Source organism: Corynebacterium lowii (assembly GCF_001412085.1).
GTDB classification, from domain to species: domain Bacteria; phylum Actinomycetota; class Actinomycetes; order Mycobacteriales; family Mycobacteriaceae; genus Corynebacterium; species Corynebacterium lowii.
In genome coordinates this window covers 255,438-271,158 of sequence record NZ_LKEV01000001.1, presented here as the reverse complement: position 1 = coordinate 271,158, position 15,721 = coordinate 255,438, and the positions used below count along the sequence as shown (strand labels likewise).

At 64.4% G+C, this 15,721-nt stretch carries 14 protein-coding genes; 9 read left to right on the top strand and 5 right to left on the bottom strand.

The window, feature by feature from the left end; genetic code table 11:
- Positions 1–6: 6 nt before the first annotated feature.
- Entirely contained in the window at positions 7–1,386 is a 1,380-nt protein-coding gene (locus tag Clow_RS01245) for a hypothetical protein (protein WP_069724545.1), read from the bottom strand.
- A 109-nt stretch (positions 1,387–1,495) separates the two neighbouring features.
- On the opposite strand from Clow_RS01245, the gene Clow_RS01240 reads away from it, so the two are divergent.
- Genes Clow_RS01240 through Clow_RS01215 form a run of 6 tightly spaced genes read left to right on the top strand, consistent with a single transcriptional unit; the run spans position 1,496 to position 7,518 of the window.
- A complete protein-coding gene (locus Clow_RS01240; protein WP_082418448.1) occupies positions 1,496–4,579 on the top strand; it encodes a DUF4040 family protein in 3,084 nt (1,027 codons plus the stop codon).
- Positions 4,576–5,046, top strand: coding sequence for a cation:proton antiporter subunit C (locus Clow_RS01235; protein ID WP_055175167.1), 471 nt, complete (start codon positions 4,576–4,578; stop codon positions 5,044–5,046). Before Clow_RS01240 ends, Clow_RS01235 begins: the two co-directional genes overlap by 4 nt.
- Positions 5,046–6,530 (top strand): monovalent cation/H+ antiporter subunit D family protein, encoded by a 1,485-nt coding sequence (locus Clow_RS01230; protein WP_055175165.1) that lies wholly within the window; start codon positions 5,046–5,048, stop codon positions 6,528–6,530. The genes Clow_RS01235 and Clow_RS01230 overlap by 1 nt, the downstream gene beginning before the upstream one ends.
- Entirely contained in the window at positions 6,527–6,898 is a 372-nt protein-coding gene (locus Clow_RS01225) for a monovalent cation/H+ antiporter subunit E (RefSeq protein ID WP_055175162.1), read from the top strand. Before Clow_RS01230 ends, Clow_RS01225 begins: the two co-directional genes overlap by 4 nt.
- Positions 6,899–7,165, top strand: a complete 267-nt coding sequence (locus Clow_RS01220; protein WP_055175159.1) for a cation:proton antiporter — start codon at positions 6,899–6,901, stop codon at positions 7,163–7,165.
- 5 nt (positions 7,166–7,170) lie between these two features.
- On the top strand, positions 7,171–7,518 hold the full coding sequence (locus Clow_RS01215; protein WP_055175156.1) for a Na+/H+ antiporter subunit G: 348 nt from the start codon (positions 7,171–7,173) through the stop codon (positions 7,516–7,518).
- Positions 7,519–7,564: 46 nt separating this feature from the next.
- On the opposite strand, the gene Clow_RS01210 is transcribed toward Clow_RS01215, so the two are convergent.
- Both Clow_RS01210 and Clow_RS01205 read right to left on the bottom strand, forming a co-directional pair.
- Positions 7,565–7,990 (bottom strand): Ohr family peroxiredoxin, encoded by a 426-nt coding sequence (locus Clow_RS01210; protein WP_055175153.1) that lies wholly within the window; start codon positions 7,988–7,990, stop codon positions 7,565–7,567.
- Between the two features lie 154 nt (positions 7,991–8,144).
- Complete coding sequence (locus tag Clow_RS01205) at positions 8,145–9,701, bottom strand: catalase (protein WP_055175150.1); 1,557 nt, start codon at positions 9,699–9,701, stop codon at positions 8,145–8,147.
- A gap of 173 nt (positions 9,702–9,874) precedes the next feature.
- On the opposite strand from Clow_RS01205, the gene Clow_RS01200 reads away from it, so the two are divergent.
- Both Clow_RS01200 and Clow_RS01195 read left to right on the top strand, forming a co-directional pair.
- Positions 9,875–10,423, top strand: coding sequence for an RNA polymerase sigma factor (locus Clow_RS01200; protein WP_055175147.1), 549 nt, complete (start codon positions 9,875–9,877; stop codon positions 10,421–10,423).
- Between the two features lie 163 nt (positions 10,424–10,586).
- A complete protein-coding gene (locus Clow_RS01195) occupies positions 10,587–11,873 on the top strand; it encodes a YkvI family membrane protein (protein ID WP_055175144.1) in 1,287 nt (428 codons plus the stop codon).
- A 483-nt stretch (positions 11,874–12,356) separates the two neighbouring features.
- Here Clow_RS01195 and Clow_RS01190 read toward each other — a convergent pair whose 3' ends face one another.
- Entirely contained in the window at positions 12,357–13,388 is a 1,032-nt protein-coding gene (locus Clow_RS01190; RefSeq protein ID WP_055175141.1) for an aspartate-semialdehyde dehydrogenase, read from the bottom strand.
- 11 nt (positions 13,389–13,399) lie between these two features.
- Positions 13,400–14,665 (bottom strand): aspartate kinase, encoded by a 1,266-nt coding sequence (locus Clow_RS01185; RefSeq protein ID WP_055175139.1) that lies wholly within the window; start codon positions 14,663–14,665, stop codon positions 13,400–13,402.
- Positions 14,666–14,855: 190 nt separating this feature from the next.
- On the opposite strand from Clow_RS01185, the gene Clow_RS01180 reads away from it, so the two are divergent.
- A complete protein-coding gene (locus tag Clow_RS01180) occupies positions 14,856–15,710 on the top strand; it encodes a DMT family transporter (RefSeq protein WP_055175134.1) in 855 nt (284 codons plus the stop codon).
- Positions 15,711–15,721 lie beyond the last annotated feature (11 nt).

The window sequence follows — 15,721 nt, the reverse complement described above, 5'->3', positions numbered from 1 at the left end:
GCCACTCTAATCGGCTTGAGATACCCGCGTGTTCCTCCACAGCGGTGCGCTCAGCACCGTCACGGCCCCCAACACGGCCACGGCGGTCCACAGGAATACCGCGCTGCCTCCGTTGCCCAGGGTGCTCAGCGCCCCGGTGGCATAGTGCAACGGCAGGAGTCCCGCGCCGATATTCCAGGCGGCGGGCAAGTCGGCGGTCATGGCGCTGTGCCAGACCCAACCCACCACACCGATCTGGACGAGGAAGTATACGGCCACCATCACTATGCCCCCGCGGGAGCCACCGAGCGTGCGCAGTCCCACGGTGATTCCCGCCGAGGCCGCTGCCAGAAGCGCAATGATTCCGATGCCTCCGAGGAGAACGGCTGCGTCAAACCCGGAACTCAGCAACCAGAGGAGCATCCCTCCGGCGGCCACCACACCCACGTAGGCCACGGCGCGGTCGAGCCAGCGGCGCAGCAGGCCCACCCCGGTGCCGCCGATGAGTGCCAGCGCGGCGATCAGCAGGGCATAGGTGGGTAACAATTCGCGGGCGGTGGTCGCCTCTCCCTCCGCGTTCGCCTGTACCACGGGCAGCGCGCGTTGAATGGCCTGCACCTGCGTGCGGTTTTCCTGGGCCATGTCGTTGAGCTGGCGCGCACCGTCGCTGAGGTTCCCCATGCCATCGAGGGCGCCGCCTACTTTTCCGTTCATCTCTTCCATGCCGCTGGCCAGGCGCTTGGCCCCATCGGTGGCGCTATAAATACCGTCGTGAAAACCATAGCCGGGCACGGCCAGTTGGTTGGCAAGGTCCCGGGAGCCATCGCGCAGGCGGGTGAGTTGCGTGGTGGTTTCCTCTCCAAGGCCCGCGTTACCAAGTTGGGCCTTAAAATCCGCGAGTTGGCCGCACAGGTCGGCGGCCCGCGGGTCGGTGGACTTTTCTAATTCCTTCTCTAGGGTGGTGGCGGCCTCGTTGAGCTGCCCCTGAATCACGCCCAGGGCCAGCACGCGGTCAATGGCGCCGCCCACGCCATCGGCCAGTTCAGTGGCTCCCTGGCCCATTTGTCCGGTGGCGGCCTGGAGCTGAATCATGCCCTCACGCAACTGTACGGCACCGTCGGTGAGCTGCGCGGCCCCCTCCGTCACCCCGCCGGATTCAAACTTTTCCACGCCGCTGAGCAGCTGGGCGGTGCCGTTGGCGAGGAAGCTGGCGTTGCTTCCGGCGTCGATAGCGGCGCGGCGGGCGTCGGCAAGCTGTGTGCTTTGCGCGGCGGGGGCGGCGTGAGGTTCCTCTCCGCTGGACCACGTGGACTCCGGCCCCTGGGCGCTCACGCCGAGGTACACCGCACCCGCGAGCAGCGGCAACAGAGCGAGGGAGATAAGGAGAAGGGAACGCACAGACCTCATACCCTGCCAATTTATCCTGTTAGCGGGCTGATACCGCGCAGACTCACCGTGTCACCCCCTGCTGGTAACCTTGGTTCGGACTTACAAGCTACGAAAGAGTGTGTCACACGTGACGTTAGCTATTGTTATTGCCTTGGCGGTGGGGGCCGTGATTCTTGCTCCTCCGTTGGTGAGCGTGGCTGATCGCGGCGCCGGTTGGGGCCTCGCCGCGCTCTTCCTCACCGCGGCCGCAGCCCTCGGGATCAACCTACCCGGCATCTTCGACGGCGAGCCGCTCACCTGGAGCGTAGTGTGGGCCCGGGACTTCCTCGCCCCCGGCGTGGACGTCACCTTCGCCCTGCGTGCCGACGCCCTCAGTGCCTTCTTTGCCCTCCTCGCTCTGTGTATCGGTGCGGTGGTGTTCATCTACTCCGCAGCGTACCTGCCCAAGAAGCAGGGCAACACCAGTTTTTACACCATCATGACGGCCTTCACCCTCGCGGTGCTACTACTCGTGCTTGCCGATGACGTCGTGGTGCTGTTCATCGGCTGGGAACTGGTGTCCATCGCCTCCTTCCTGCTCATCGCGCGCTCGGGTTCCAGCGGCGAGGCGGGCGCACAGCGCACCCTGCTTTTGACCTTTATCGGCGGGCTCACCCTGCTCGCAGCCATCGTGGTGGCGGCCACGCGCACCGGCACCACCAGCGTGCAGGGGATTCTCGATTCCTCGGTGTGGGCCGATAATCCCGGCCTGACCTCCACGGTGGCAGTGCTCGTGGCGGCCTCTGCCTTTACCAAGGCCGCGCAATTGCCCTTCCACTTCTGGCTCCCCGAGGCGATGGCGGCGGCCACGCCGGTATCCGCCTTCCTCCACGCGGCCGCCGTGGTCAAGGCCGGTGTGTACCTGCTCATGCGGTTCTCCGCGATCTTCCACGACGTAGCAGTGTGGAACTGGCTGCTCATCGGTGTGGGCCTGACCACCGCCGTGGTCTCCGCGCTCTTTGCCGTGCAAAAGACGGATTTGAAGAAGCTCACAGCTTATTCCACCGTGAGCCACCTGGGCTGGATCGTGGCCACCATCGGTGTGGGTACTCCCCTGGCCCTCTCGGCTGCGCTGGTGCACACCCTGGCGCACGCCCTCTTTAAGTCCTCCATCTTCATGCTCATCGGCGTGGTGGACCACGAGGCCGGCACCCGCGATACCCGCCGCCTCGGCGTGCTGTGGCGCTCCATGCCCTTTACCTGCACCGGCATGGTGGTGGGCGCGCTTTCTATGGCTGCCATTCCTCCCACCTTTGGTTTTATCTCCAAGGAGGGAATGCTCGGCGCCCTCTATGAGGTGGAGGGCTACGGCACTTTGCTGCTGGCGGTGGCCGGTATCGGTGCGCTGCTCACCTTTACTTATTCCGCCAAACTCGTCTTTGGTGCCTTCTTCGACCCCGCCACGGAGCACCCCACCCGCCACATGGAGGGCGTGCACGAGGCCCCCGTGGCCCTGTGGCTGCCTGCGGCGCTGCCGGGATTACTTTCCCTGCCGCTGGGTTTGGTCCCGATGTTCCTGAATCACCCGATGGATTCCATCGTGGCGGCCATCGGACTCAGCGAGGTTGCTGGCTCGGGCGCGGCTGCCGATTCCGCCGAAACCACGGCGATTTCCGAGGCCGTTGAGGCCCACACGCACCTGGCGCTGTGGCACGGAATCAACGCCCCCTTCATCGTTTCCATACTGGTCATCGCCCTGGGTATCCTCGGCGTCACCCAGCGCCATCGCATTTGGCCCGCCCTGGAATCCCGATTCTTCCTGCCTTTCAACGGCAACGGCCTGCTGGCCGCCCTGCAACAGGGCGCCACCCGCCTGGGGCACTTCTTTGGCCACATGGCCAATTCTCAAAGCCCCTCGCGTCACCTGGTGTGGCCGGTGCTCAGCGTTATCGCGCTCATGCTCTTTACCCTGTTGGGGAGCACTGGTATCGACGGCACCCCCCTGGCTCCGCGCGCCGAGGGTCTGGATAACTGGCTCGACCTCGCGCCCTTCCTTATTATTCTGCTCTCGGTGGTGGGCCTCATGCGCAGCACCCACCGGCTCACCAGCGCCGTCCTGGCGGGAACCGTGGGCGTGGGAATCACCTTCCAAATGCTGATTCTGGGTGCCCCCGATGTGGCTCTCACCCAGTTCCTCGTGGAAGCCTTGGTGGTGGTCATCATCATGATGGTGCTGCGCTACCAGCCCGCGCGATTCCCGCGCTCTGACCGTAAACGCACCATCCGCTCCCTGGTGATCGCGCTGCTGGCGGGCCTGGCGGCCTTCCTCGGCGTATTCACTCTCATGGGCCGCAATGACCGCTCCGACCTCGCGGAATGGTATATCACCAACGCCCCGGAGATCACCGGCGGCAAGAACATCGTGGCCACCATCATCGTGGAGTTCCGCGCCCTGGATACCCTGGGTGAGCTTTCCGTATTGGGCATGGCGGCCATCGTGATCGGCTCCGTGGCGGCCTCCTTCCCCCGGCACCCCTTCGCCAAGGGCACCCGCCCCGCACCCTTTGGGCAATCTCAGCTGAACTCGCTTCCGCTGCGGGCGGCCCTGCGTCTGGTGGCGCCGTTGCTGGCAGTGCTCTCCGTGGTGGTGTTTATGCGTGGTCACATGGACCCCGGCGGCGGCTTCGTGGCCGCCCTCATCGCGGGCACCGGAATCATGCTCTTCTATCTCTCCCGAGGCCGCGATTCCATCGTGGCGCACCCCTCCACCCCGTATTGGCTCACGGGCATCGGTATCGTCACCGCCCTGGCCGCGGGCCTCGTGGGGCTGGTGGAGGGTTCCTTCCTGGCTCCCCTCCACGCGGAGATTCTGGGCCAGCACTTGAGCACGTCCCTGATCTTTGACGGCGGTATTTACCTGGCGGTGCTGGGCATGCTCATGGCGGCGGTGAATTATCTGGGTAATTATGAAAAGCCCGGTACTGCCACCACGCAGGAGCTTCCCTTTGCCCGCACGGAGGAGGGGCCGCTGGCGCCTACCCCGGGGGTTGGTGCCTCGGGGGGTGAGGCTCACGCTGTTGGCGCGTCTGCTGCCTCGGGGACCACTGAGGCGGCCCAGGCTCAGGACGTCGAGCCCCAAGCCGACGCCACCAGAACCCGCGCTCAGGCTCCAGCCCACGCCGCCGGAACCCGCGAAAACGCTGCCACCCGAACTCAGGAGGAAGCACGATGATTATGGCTCTGACGATCGCCGTTCTGGTCACCGGAGGCGTATATCTGGTGCAGCAGCGCGGCATGGTGCGCATCGTTTTTGGGATGCAGCTCATCAGCCATGCCGCCAACCTCATGCTCCTGGCCTCGGGGGTGGGTGCATGGCGCGGCGAGGTATTCCTTGACCGCGTGGATGCCGCCGATGTGGCCGATCCCCTCCCCCAGGCTTTCGTGCTCACGGCCATCGTGATCTCGATGGCCACCACCACGATTCTGCTCACCCTGGCGGCCCTGGGCCGTTCCGATGACACCGCGAATGTCGATCCCGTGAGCACCGGGGAGGAGCCGCTTTTGTCTCCGGTTTCCACCCTGGGGCGAGCCACCCAAAGTCACGAGGAGTTCCGCTCCGGGGAAGAAGCACGCCAGCGCGCCCACGCCTTCCTGCTCGCTGAGAAGGATACGCAGAAGAAAAAGGAGGGCCAGCGCTAATGGATATTGTGCTCCCGTTCTTTGTTGTTATTCCCCTCTTTTCCTCCGCCCTAGCGGTGATGGCCCCGTGGAAGTGGGGCCGCGATCTGCTGCACCTTCTCATCCCGGCGCTGAGCCTGGTGGGCGGTGCCTGGTTGTTCTGGTACACCACCGAGCACGGCACCCTGGGGCATAACGTGGGTCTCTTCCCCGGTGGCGTGGCCATTCCCTTCGTGGCGGATGCCTTTTCTGCCGTGATGATGGTGACCACCTCGCTGGTCATGCTGTGCGCCAATTGGTTTGCCACCGTTTCGGGAGAAACCCGCGCCCGGTATTACCCGGCGCTCACTTTGGTGCTGCTCACCGGCGTTAATGGTGTTCTGCTCACGGCGGATCTCTTTAACTTCTTCGTTTTCATCGAGGTCATGCTGCTGCCCTCCTACGGGCTCATCGCCATGACGGGCACTTGGTCGCGCCTGGCCGCCGGGCGCACCTTCGTTCTGGTTAACCTCACCGCCTCCACATTGCTGGTGGTGGGCGTGGGCTTTGTGTACGCCACCACCGGCACGGTCAATATGGCCGCGCTGCGCGGTGCAGCCGAGGGCAACGGCCCCGCCGTCGTAGCGATGGGCCTGGTGCTCATCGCCATCTCCGCCAAGGCCGGTATCGTTCCGGTGCATACGTGGCTGCCGCGCACCTATCCCGGTACCTCGGCGGCGGTGATGGGTCTCTTCTCCGGCCTGCACACCAAGGTGGCCGTGTACATGCTCTACCGCATCTACGTGGTGATCTTTGATCTCACCGACCGCTGGAACACCCTGATCGTGGCACTCATGGTGATCTCCATGCTCATCGGCGGGTTCTCGGGCCTGGCGGAGAACTCCATCCGCCGCGTGCTGGCCTATCAGATGGTCAATGGCATGCCGTTTATCCTGGTCATGCTGGCCTTTACCACTGGCGACGCCCAGCGCGCCCTCGCCGCCGGTCTGCTCTACGCCCTGCACCACATGGTCACCGTGGGCTCCCTGGTGCTCACCTCGGGCGCAATTGAGGAAACCTACGGTACGGGGCTGCTCACCAAGCTCTCCGGCCTGGCTCGCCGCGATCCCTGGGTGGCGGCGGTCTTTGCCGCGGGTGCCTTCTCCGTGGTGGGTTTTCCGCCCTTCTCTGGCCTGTGGGGCAAGGTGGCCGTGGTGATGAGCGTGGCGCGGGGTGGCGACTGGGCCTCCTGGCTCGTCATCGCCACCATCATCGTGGCGAGCTTTGCCGCCCTGCTCGCCATGTTCCGCGTGTGGCGCTCGGTATTCTGGGGCCGCCCCATGCAGCAGGTGCCCAGCGATCTGCGTATCCGTGGCCGCCTGCTCGCCCCGGCGGCCACGCTGTTGGCCTGCTCGGTCCTGATGTTCTTCGCCGCGGGCCCGCTTATCGACGCCCTCCAGACCGCCACCGGCGCGCTCCTGGACGTCGATAGCTACCAAGAATCCGTGCTAGGAGTGACCCGATGAACGCACTGATCTATATTCCCTGGCTCATCAAGGAAATCGTGGTGAGCTCGGTGAGCCTCGCGGCCTCGGCGCTGCGGCCGCGCACCGGCTTCGATCCCGTGGTGGTGGCCTATCCGCTGCGGGTGAGCAGCCAGTGGCAGATGTTCTGGTTTTCCACCTCGATTACCGTCACCCCAGGTACCCTCTCCCTGGGATTCCGCGCACCGGTGGAACCGGGTGCGCCCACGACGTTGTTGGTGCAGGCGGTCCACGGTTCCGACCAGCGCGAGGTCATCGAGGGCCTGGCCGATATGGAAGCCCGCCTGGCGCCGAGCGTGAAGGGACAGGAATTGGAGTTGGCCGAGAACTATTACTGGAGGGTGAAGTAGATGTTTCAGACAATACTCTGGGGTGCCGGGGCCATCATCGCGGCCTGCCTGCTGGCCGGGCTGGTGCTGATTCTGAGCACCCGCGATGTGCTCACCCGCGTGGTGCTTTCTGACCTCGCCTTTTACGCCATGATCGCGCTGTATCTGGTGTGGTCGCTGGATAATCAAACGTCCATTAATTACGAGATTGCCCTACTCGCGGCACTGGTGGGCGGAGTGCTGCCCACGCTGTCTATGTCCCGCATGGTTTCCCGAGGCCGGAGGTAAAAGCGATGTCCCTTGCAGAATACGTGGTGTGTGCCCTGGTGATTGCCGCGGTGCTGCTCATCGTGGCTACCACCGTGGCGCTGTGGCGCGCCCCCGGCGCGCTCACCCGAGTGAATCTCCTTGGCCCCACCGTCTCCCTGGCGATCCCCCTGCTGATCGTGGCGAATCTGCTGCGGGATTGGAGCACCACGGGCTTTGACCCTAATAATGCGGTGCGCGGGGTGCTGGCTATTGCCGGACTGTGGATCATTGGCTCAGTGGGGAGTTTCTATATGGCTCGTTCCGTGTATGGGGTGACTCTCGAACAGCAAGCAGACCAGCAGCAACAAGAAAGCGAGGCCTCCCCGCGATAACGCGGGAGCCTCGCTTTTGGCGGCCTAGCAGCAGGCCGATAAAGAATTAGCCCAGCACGGCCTCGGCGTCAAACTGGCCAGCCAGAGCCTTGGAGAAGGGGCAGAACTGGTGAGCCTTCTCCACGAGCTCCTGGGCGCCTTCCAAGGAATCCTGATCCTTGAAACGGGCCGTGATGCGCCCGGAGAGGCGGAAGCCGCCATCGGAGGGATCGCGGTTGAGGGCAACCTCGGCGTCCACCTCGGGGGCGTGAGCGGCGGTGTCCACGCCGGCCTCACCCATCATCTTCTGGAGGGCACCGTTAAAGCAGGCGGACCATGCGGCGGCCAGCAGAGACTCCGGGTTCACTCCGGCGGAGGGGCCGTTGAGCTTGGGCGGGCGCACGTCAAAGTCGATGCCGCCATCGCCCTGGACGCGGCCATCGCGGCCCGCGCCGGTGGCGGTGACTTTCTGGGTATAGATCGTGTCAGCCATAGGGGTATTCCTTTCTACAAACCTGGTGCAGTACCTCACCCACGGTAGCCATATTTTCCGGTGTGGGTATGAAAAAACTCCTGAACAGCGATAATGCCGTTCAGGAGCCGGGGAGTTCTACCAAGAACTCGATCGGTGGGAAACCGTAAAGATACTAGGCGTTCTTCTTCTGAGTGAAGAGCTCCTTGACGCGGGCGCCGAGGTTCTCATCCACCTGGGACCAGTACCAGTAGCAACGCTCCTCGGTCTCGGGGGAGACACCGGCCATTGCGTCGGTGATGTTCTCTACCAGGCGCTGCTTTTCCTCATCGTTGTACACGTCACGGTAGAGGGTGCCGGCCTGGCCGAAGTCGTCGTCCTCGGGGTGCTTCACATAAGCGGAGCGGGTGAGGTCGGTACCGTGCGGGTCCGGGTTCACAAACACGTCCCCGGCCTGGCCGTAGGAGGTGTGGTTGGAGGAGGAGGTCTCGCCGTCATCCAGGTAGCCCGCCTTCAACGCCGTCTTGTTGGGCGAGTACACGGGGTGGCTGGCCTCGTTGAAGAGATAAGCCATGTTGCCCTCGTGCTGGTAGGTGTGACGGGGGGTCAGCGGCTGGTTCACCGGCAGGTGACGGTAGTTCGGCCCAATGCGGTAACGGTGAGCATCCGCGTAAGCGAACACGCGGCCCATGAGCATCTTGTCCGGGGAGAGGCCCACGCCGGGGACGATGTTCGAGGGGTCCAGAGCCATCTGCTCGATCTGAGCAAAGAAGTTCTCCGGGTTCCGGTTGAGCACGAAGTAGCCCACGTCAATGCGCGGGTAATCCTTCTTGGACCAGGTCTTGGTGAGGTCGAAGGGGTTGAAGCGGTAGTTCTCCGCCTCCGCGAACGGCATGATCTGCACCTTGACGTCCCAGATCGGGTAGTCGCCGCGCTCGATGGCGTTGTAAAGGTCCTCGCGCAGGTAGTCGGCGTTCTTGCCGGCCATCTCCTCGGCCTCGGCGGCGGTGAAGTTGTGCACGCCCTGGCGAGAGATGAAGTGGTACTTGATCCAGAAGGCCTCGCCCTCCTCGTTCACCCACTGGAAGGTGTGGGAGCCGTAGCCGTTCATCTCGCGCTCGGAGCGCGGGGTGCCGCGGTCACCCATGAGGTAGGTCACCTGGTGGGCGGACTCGGGGGTGCGGGTCCAGAAGTCCCACTGCATATCCGCATCGCGCAGGCCGGAGCCGCCGACGCGCTTCTGGGAGTGGATGAAGTCCGGGAACTTCATCGCATCGCGCAGGAAGAAGGTGGGGGTGTTGTTACCCACGATGTCGTAGTTGCCCTCGCTGGTGTAGAAGCGCAGGGCGAAGCCGTGCACGTCGCGCCAGGTATCCGGGGAGCCCTGCTCGCCGGCCACGGTGGAAAAGCGCACGGCCATCGGGGTCACGGTGCCCTTCTGGAACAGCGCGGCCTTGGTGTACTTGGATACGTCCTCGGTGATGTGCAGTTCACCGAAGGCGCCGTTGCCCTTAGCGTGGGGGTTGCGCTCCGGAACGCGCTCGCGGTTAAAGTGCGAGAGCTTCTCGATGAGGTGAATGTCATTGAGCACGGTGGGGCCCTGCGGGCCAGCCGTCACCGAAAGGTTTTCGCTGGGAACCGGAGCGCCGTTCTCGCGGCGGGTGTATCCATCGTGATTCTTCACGCGGCCCTTAGCCAGAACGTCGTCGGCCGCCGACTTCTCGATAGCCATAGTAATAACCTCCATGAAATAGTGGCCATGTCATTGATAGCCTTCAATTGCCGAGCCTAACGCCGCTCCGAGAAGCCCGGCAACCACAAGGGGGTAAAATCAATCTTTTGTACGACTCGCCCAAATCCCGCCCTGAGCAGGGATAATCATTCCTGCTGGTAACGTATATCCGCGTGAAGTATCACTCCGACAGCGACGACGCTCGCGTCACCGACCTCGCCCTGCGCGCGGGCCGGGGCGACCGCGCCGCCCTGACGGACTTCATCCGCGCCACCCAAACCGACGTGTGGCGCCTGCTGGCCCACCTCGGCGGCCGTGATAACGCCGATGACCTCACCCAAGAGACCTACCTCCGCGTCATGCGGGCGCTACCCCGCTTCGCCGCCACCGCCCCGGCGCGCACCTGGCTCCTCTCCATCGCGCGCAGGGTCTGGGTGGATAGCGTGCGTCACGACATGGCCCGCCCCCGCACCGCCGCCACCTACGAGGAACTTGGCACCACCACCGAACCCGCCGAAGCCACCTGGTCCGAGTGGATCGACACCCGCGCGCTTATCGACGCCCTGCCTCCCGAACGCCGCGAGGCCCTCATTCTCACCCAGGTGCTCGGGTACACCTACGAGGAGGCCGCCAAGATCGCAGGGGTGCGCGTGGGCACGATTCGCTCTCGGGTAGCCAGGGCCCGGCGCTACCTCATTGCGGCCACCGATAGCGCCCTTTAGGTCACAAAAAGGTCACAAATTGGCCACAGAAAACAACCTTGCACCCTGCGTATATAACGATTAGCGGGGCGTCGATAAGCAAAAAATACCCCGTGCGCAGTCTCCTTCTCAGATTCCTGGTGTTCAATAGTTAACCGAATCGAGTTCATAGGAGATCATTATTGTGTTTAAAAGAGCTATTGGAATCGCTCTTGCCCTCATCGGATTGATCGTGGGCGCCGGCTTTGCATCCGGCCAAGAAATGCTGCAATACTTCGTCGCCTTTGGCACCAACGGCCTCTGGGGCGTGGCCCTGGCTGCCATCATCATGATTATCGGCTCCATTTCCATGCTCCAGCTCAGCAGCCACCTTCAGGCGCGCGAGCACACCGTGGTTTTTGATCGCGTGACGCACCCCATCGTGGCGCGCTTCCTCGACATCGCCACCCTGGTCACGCTCTTTGGCATCGGCTTTGTGATGTTCGCCGGTGGCGGCGCCAACCTCAACCAGCAGTTCGGTTGGGCGCCCTGGATCGGCACCGCCATCATGATGCTGATGGTGCTGGCCGTGGGCATGCTCGATGTGGATAAGGTCTCCGCCATCATCGGAGCGATCACACCCTTCATCATTCTCATGATCCTGGGTACCGCCACCTACACGCTGTTGACCGCGGACTTTGACCTCACCGCGCTGAGCGAAACCGCGATGGCGGAAGCCAGCAGCAGCCTGCCCAACTGGTGGCTCTCCGCCTTCAACTACGTGGGCCTTTCCCTCATCGTGGCCGTATCTATGGCTATGGTGATCGGCGGCAACAACCTCGATAGCCGCGCCGCCGGAATCGGCGGACTGCTCGGCGGACTCTGCTTTGCCCTCTTGCTGGCCGCCGCCACCATCACCATCTTCCTGCGCGTGGGCGACGTCGCCCACGACGACATGCCCATGCTCAGCGTGGTCACCGACATCCACCCCACCCTCGGCATCGTGATGACCTTCACCATCTTCATGATGATCTTCAACACCGCCCTGGGACTCTTCTACGCCCTGGCCAAGCGCCTGACCCGCAACAACCCCGAGCGTTTCCGCCAGGTGTACATCATCAGCGTGCTCGTGGGCTTCGTCCTCGGATTCCTCCCCTTCAAGGACCTGGTGGCCTACGTCTACCCCGCCCTCGGTTACGCCGGCATCATCCTCGCCATCACCCTTTCGGTTGCCTGGGTGCGCGGACGCTCCACGATCCGCAAGGAATACCGCCGCCGTTCCCGCATCCGCGAGCTACTGACCCGCAAGCTCGACCCCACACAGCGATTCAGCCGCAAGGATGCCGCGGCCCTCTCCAAAGCCACGGCGGCCTCCAACCTGCCCGATGACGAACTCACCGAGGCCATGACCCAGGAGGTCACCGAGGAGCTCGAAAACAACTCCGAGGAGTCCGAGGAAGAAGGCGCTGGTTCTTCTGGGGTTGGTGCGTAGGCGCTACGTAAGCGCTGCCACCCCAAGGGGTGCCACTTCGGGGAGCAACGGCTGCCAACGCCCCCTAGTGACACCCTTTGCGGTTGTTGAGGGGGGAGTTGGTGGCCGGGTGGCAGGAGTCCTCTCTCGGCTGTCCACCTGTGGTTCTTCGGGGGCACCCTAATGGGTGCCATCTCCGTCCGTTTTCACCCACCACCGCACTCAGTGGCACCCCAAAGGAAACTCATCACGCCCCCACAACACGATGGGGTGACACTGGGGGCGTCGGGAGCCGCCCCAATAGCCCACTGGCACCCCTTGGCGCGCCCAGGCACACAACCCAAGACACGGATGGAACAACCCCAAGGGGTGCCACCACGGCACATTCCAAACCCCGACCCGCCCCACTGGCACCCCTAAGTGTTGCCCCGCCCCCCCCCCAAAAAAAGAAGAGCGCGCGAGCCCAAAGCCCGCGCGCTCCTCCCCAAAAGCCAGAGCAGAAACTTACACCAGCAACTCCGCAATCTGGATCGTGTTCAGGGCCGCGCCCTTGCGCAGGTTATCACCGGAGACCACAAGGACGAGGCCGCGTTGGTCGTCCACGGTTTGGTCTTGGCGGATGCGGCCAACGAGGGAGTCGTCAATGCCGGCGGCCTGTAAGGGGGTGGGCACCTCCACCAGGGTCACGCCAGGGGCCGCATCCAGAATCTCCGCGGCGCGCTCGGGGGTGATGGCCTGGGAGAACTCGGCGTGCACCACCATCGTGTGCCCGGTGAATACGGGGATACGCACGCAGGTTCCGGCCACCTTGAGGTCGGGGAGGCCCAGAATCTTGCGGGATTCGTTGCGCAGCTTTTGTTCTTCGTCGGTTTCCCCGGTCCCGTCGTCCACGAGGTTGCCCGCCAGGGGCAGGGCGTTGTAGGCGATGGGGGCCACGTAGGGGCCGAGGTCCTCGGGGGCCAGGGCGGAGCCGTCGTCGACGAGTTCCACGTTGCGGTCGCCTACCTCGGCTACCTGCTTGACCAGGGCCTCTACACCAGCCAGGCCAGACCCGGATACCGCCTGGTAGGAGGCTACGTGGAGGCGTTGGAGCCCGGCGGCGTCGTGAAGCGCCTTGAGCACGGGCATGGCGGCCATCGTGGTGCAGTTGGGGTTGGCGATGATGCCCTTGGGGGTCTGGCGGGCGGCCTCGGGATTGACCTCGGAGACGATGAGCGGCACCTCATCGTCGCGGCGCCAGGCCGAGGAGTTATCCACCACGGTGGCTCCGGCGGCGGCGAATACGGGGGCCCACTGCTTAGAGGTGCCGCCACCGGCGGAGAAGAGGGCGATGTCCACGTCGGCCACCGATTCCTCGGTGACCTGGGTGAGATCCTCTACCTCGATCTCCTCGCCCCGGAAGGTCAGCGTGGTTCCCGCGGAGCGGGGGGAGGCGAAAAACCGCACGCGCTCGGCGGGGAAGTCGCGTTCCTCAAGCAGGGTACGCATGACGCGGCCCACCTGGCCGGTGGCGCCGACGATGGCGATGGTTGTCATGGGGATTCTCCTTAGCGTCCGGTTCCGGCGTACACCACGGCCTCGGTCTCGCCGCCGAGCTGGAACTTATCGTGCAGGGCGCGGGCGGCCTTATCCAGGTCGCCCTCGCGGATGAGCACGGAAATGCGGATTTCGGAGGTGGAGATGAGTTCGATGTTCACGTCCACGTCGCGCAGGGCCTCCATGAAGTGCGCGGTCACGCCGGGGTGAGATTTCATGCCGGCACCGACGAGGGATACCTTGCCCACCTGGTCGTCGTAAAGCACGTTGGACCAGTTGCCCTCCTGCTGCATCTTTTTCATCATCTCGGTGGCGCGGGGGCCGTCGGAACGCGGGCAGGTGAAGGTGATGTCCGTGGTGTTGTCCTCTAGGGAGGAGACGTTTTGGAGCACCATGTCGATGTTGATTTCGGCGTCGGCCAGGGCGCGGAATACCTTAGCGGCCTCCCCCGGCTTATCGGGGATGCCCAGGACGGTGATCTTGGCCTCGGACTTATCGGTTGCCACTCCGGTGAGTACTGCTTCTTCCACGGGAATATCCTCCATCGAACCGGCCACCAGGGTGCCGGCGTCATTGCTGTACGAAGAACGCACCCGCAGGGGTACGCCAAAGGCGCGCGCGTATTCCACGCTGCGCAGAACTAGGATCTTGGAGCCCACGGCCGCCATTTCCAGCATTTCCTCAAAGGAAATCTTGTCGAGCTTCTGGGCATTGGGCACGATGCGGGGATCGGCGGTGTACACGCCGTCCACGTCGGAGTAAATCTCGCAGACGTCCGCGTCGAGGGCGGCGGCCAGCGCCACGGCGGTGGTATCGGAACCGCCGCGGCCCAGGGTGGTCACGTCTCGGGTGTCCTTGTTCACACCCTGGAAGCCCGCCACAATGCAGATCTTGCCCTCGTCCAGGGCCTCGCGCACGCGGGCGGGGGTCACGTCCACGATGCGCGCGTTGCCGTGGCGCTCCGTGGTGAGCACCCCCGCTTGGGAGCCGGTAAAGGACTGCGCCTTAGCCCCCAGGGAGTCAATGGCCATCGCCACCAGGGCGTTGGAGATGCGCTCGCCCGCGGTAAGCAGCATGTCCATCTCGCGGGCGGGCGGCACCGGAGAGACCTGCGCTGCGAGGTCAAGGAGCTCATCGGTGGTATCGCCCATCGCGGAGCACACCACCACCACGTCGTTGCCCTGCTTTTTGGTGGCCACGATGCGCTCTGCCACATGCCTAATGCGCTCGGCGCTCTCCAGCGAGGAACCACCGTATTTTTGAACGATTAACGCCACCGGGACTGTCCACCTTTCACGTCTCTGGTCACGCCTTGAGTGATCTCGCTGCCCAACAATACCTGTCGCCAGGCACGGGTTGAAAGGTTTGCGTTCATCGCCACGCTGCGGCGACACGCCCGCCGCCGTTCACCACGCCCGTGCCACCGCTCCCACCATCACAACCGCCACACAAGTACAATGCAGCCCCGTGCATAACAACCTCCTAGCCATCCTCTTCGCGCTCGCCTCGGCCCTCACGATCGCGTGGGGCACCGTGGTGCGTCACCGGATCGCAGAGGAGGCCCCCGCCGATGGCTCCCTCAAGGGCTCCCCCTTCTGGAACGCCATCTCCCGCCCCCTGTGGTGGGCCGGTACCGGCACCGCGCTGCTGGGCTACGGCCTCCAGGTGGTAGCGCTCGGCTTCGGCACCCTGCTGGTGGTGCAGCCGATCCTGGTGCTCTCCCTCATGTTCACCCTTCCGCTCTCCGCGCGTTACGACGGCCGCCGTCTCTCCACCGCGGAGATGGGCTGGGCCGGGCTCCTTACCGCCGCCGTGGCCGTGCTGGTGATTCTGGGCAAACCCCAGGCCGGTAACCCTCATCCGCCCCTGGAACGGTGGATTCCCGCCTTCCTCGTCGGCGCGGTGGTGCTCATCCTCATCGAGCGCCTGGCGCAACGCCAGATTCGCCGCGAAAAGGCCCTGCTGCTCGGCATCGTCACCGGGGCGCTCTTTGGCTACGTGGCCGTGCTCTCCAAGGCCGTGGTGGACGTTTTTCTTCAGGGCTCCTTCCTCGGGCTGCTCACCAGCTGGGAGACCTACGGCCTCATCGCCGGGGCCACGCTGGGCACCATCGTGCAGCAGTACTCCTTTAACGCGGGCGCCCTGAAAAACTCGCTGCCCGCCATGACCATCACGGAACCCATCGTGGCCTTTAGCCTGGGCTACGCGGTGCTGGGCGAGCACTTCCAGGTGAATACTCCCCTGGGTTGGTCGCTGATGGGTCTGGCCCTACTCGCCATGATCGTTTCCACCGTGGTGCTCTCCCGGCGCGGGGTGGCCTGAGCCCCAAGCAA

Bases quoted from the DNA above. Each gene is read 5' to 3' on its own strand.
- Clow_RS01245 (WP_069724545.1), bottom strand. From the start codon at position 1,386: ATGAGGTCTGTGCGTTCCCTTCTCCTTATCTCCCTCGCTCTGTTGCCG.
- Clow_RS01235 (WP_055175167.1), top strand. From the start codon at position 4,576: ATGATTATGGCTCTGACGATCGCCGTTCTGGTCACCGGAGGCGTATAT.
- Clow_RS01230 (WP_055175165.1), top strand. From the start codon at position 5,046: ATGGATATTGTGCTCCCGTTCTTTGTTGTTATTCCCCTCTTTTCCTCC.
- Clow_RS01225 (WP_055175162.1), top strand. From the start codon at position 6,527: ATGAACGCACTGATCTATATTCCCTGGCTCATCAAGGAAATCGTGGTG.
- Clow_RS01220 (WP_055175159.1), top strand. From the start codon at position 6,899: ATGTTTCAGACAATACTCTGGGGTGCCGGGGCCATCATCGCGGCCTGC.
- Clow_RS01215 (WP_055175156.1), top strand. From the start codon at position 7,171: ATGTCCCTTGCAGAATACGTGGTGTGTGCCCTGGTGATTGCCGCGGTG.
- Clow_RS01210 (WP_055175153.1), bottom strand. From the start codon at position 7,990: ATGGCTGACACGATCTATACCCAGAAAGTCACCGCCACCGGCGCGGGC.
- Clow_RS01205 (WP_055175150.1), bottom strand. From the start codon at position 9,701: ATGGCTATCGAGAAGTCGGCGGCCGACGACGTTCTGGCTAAGGGCCGC.
- Clow_RS01190 (WP_055175141.1), bottom strand. From the start codon at position 13,388: ATGACAACCATCGCCATCGTCGGCGCCACCGGCCAGGTGGGCCGCGTC.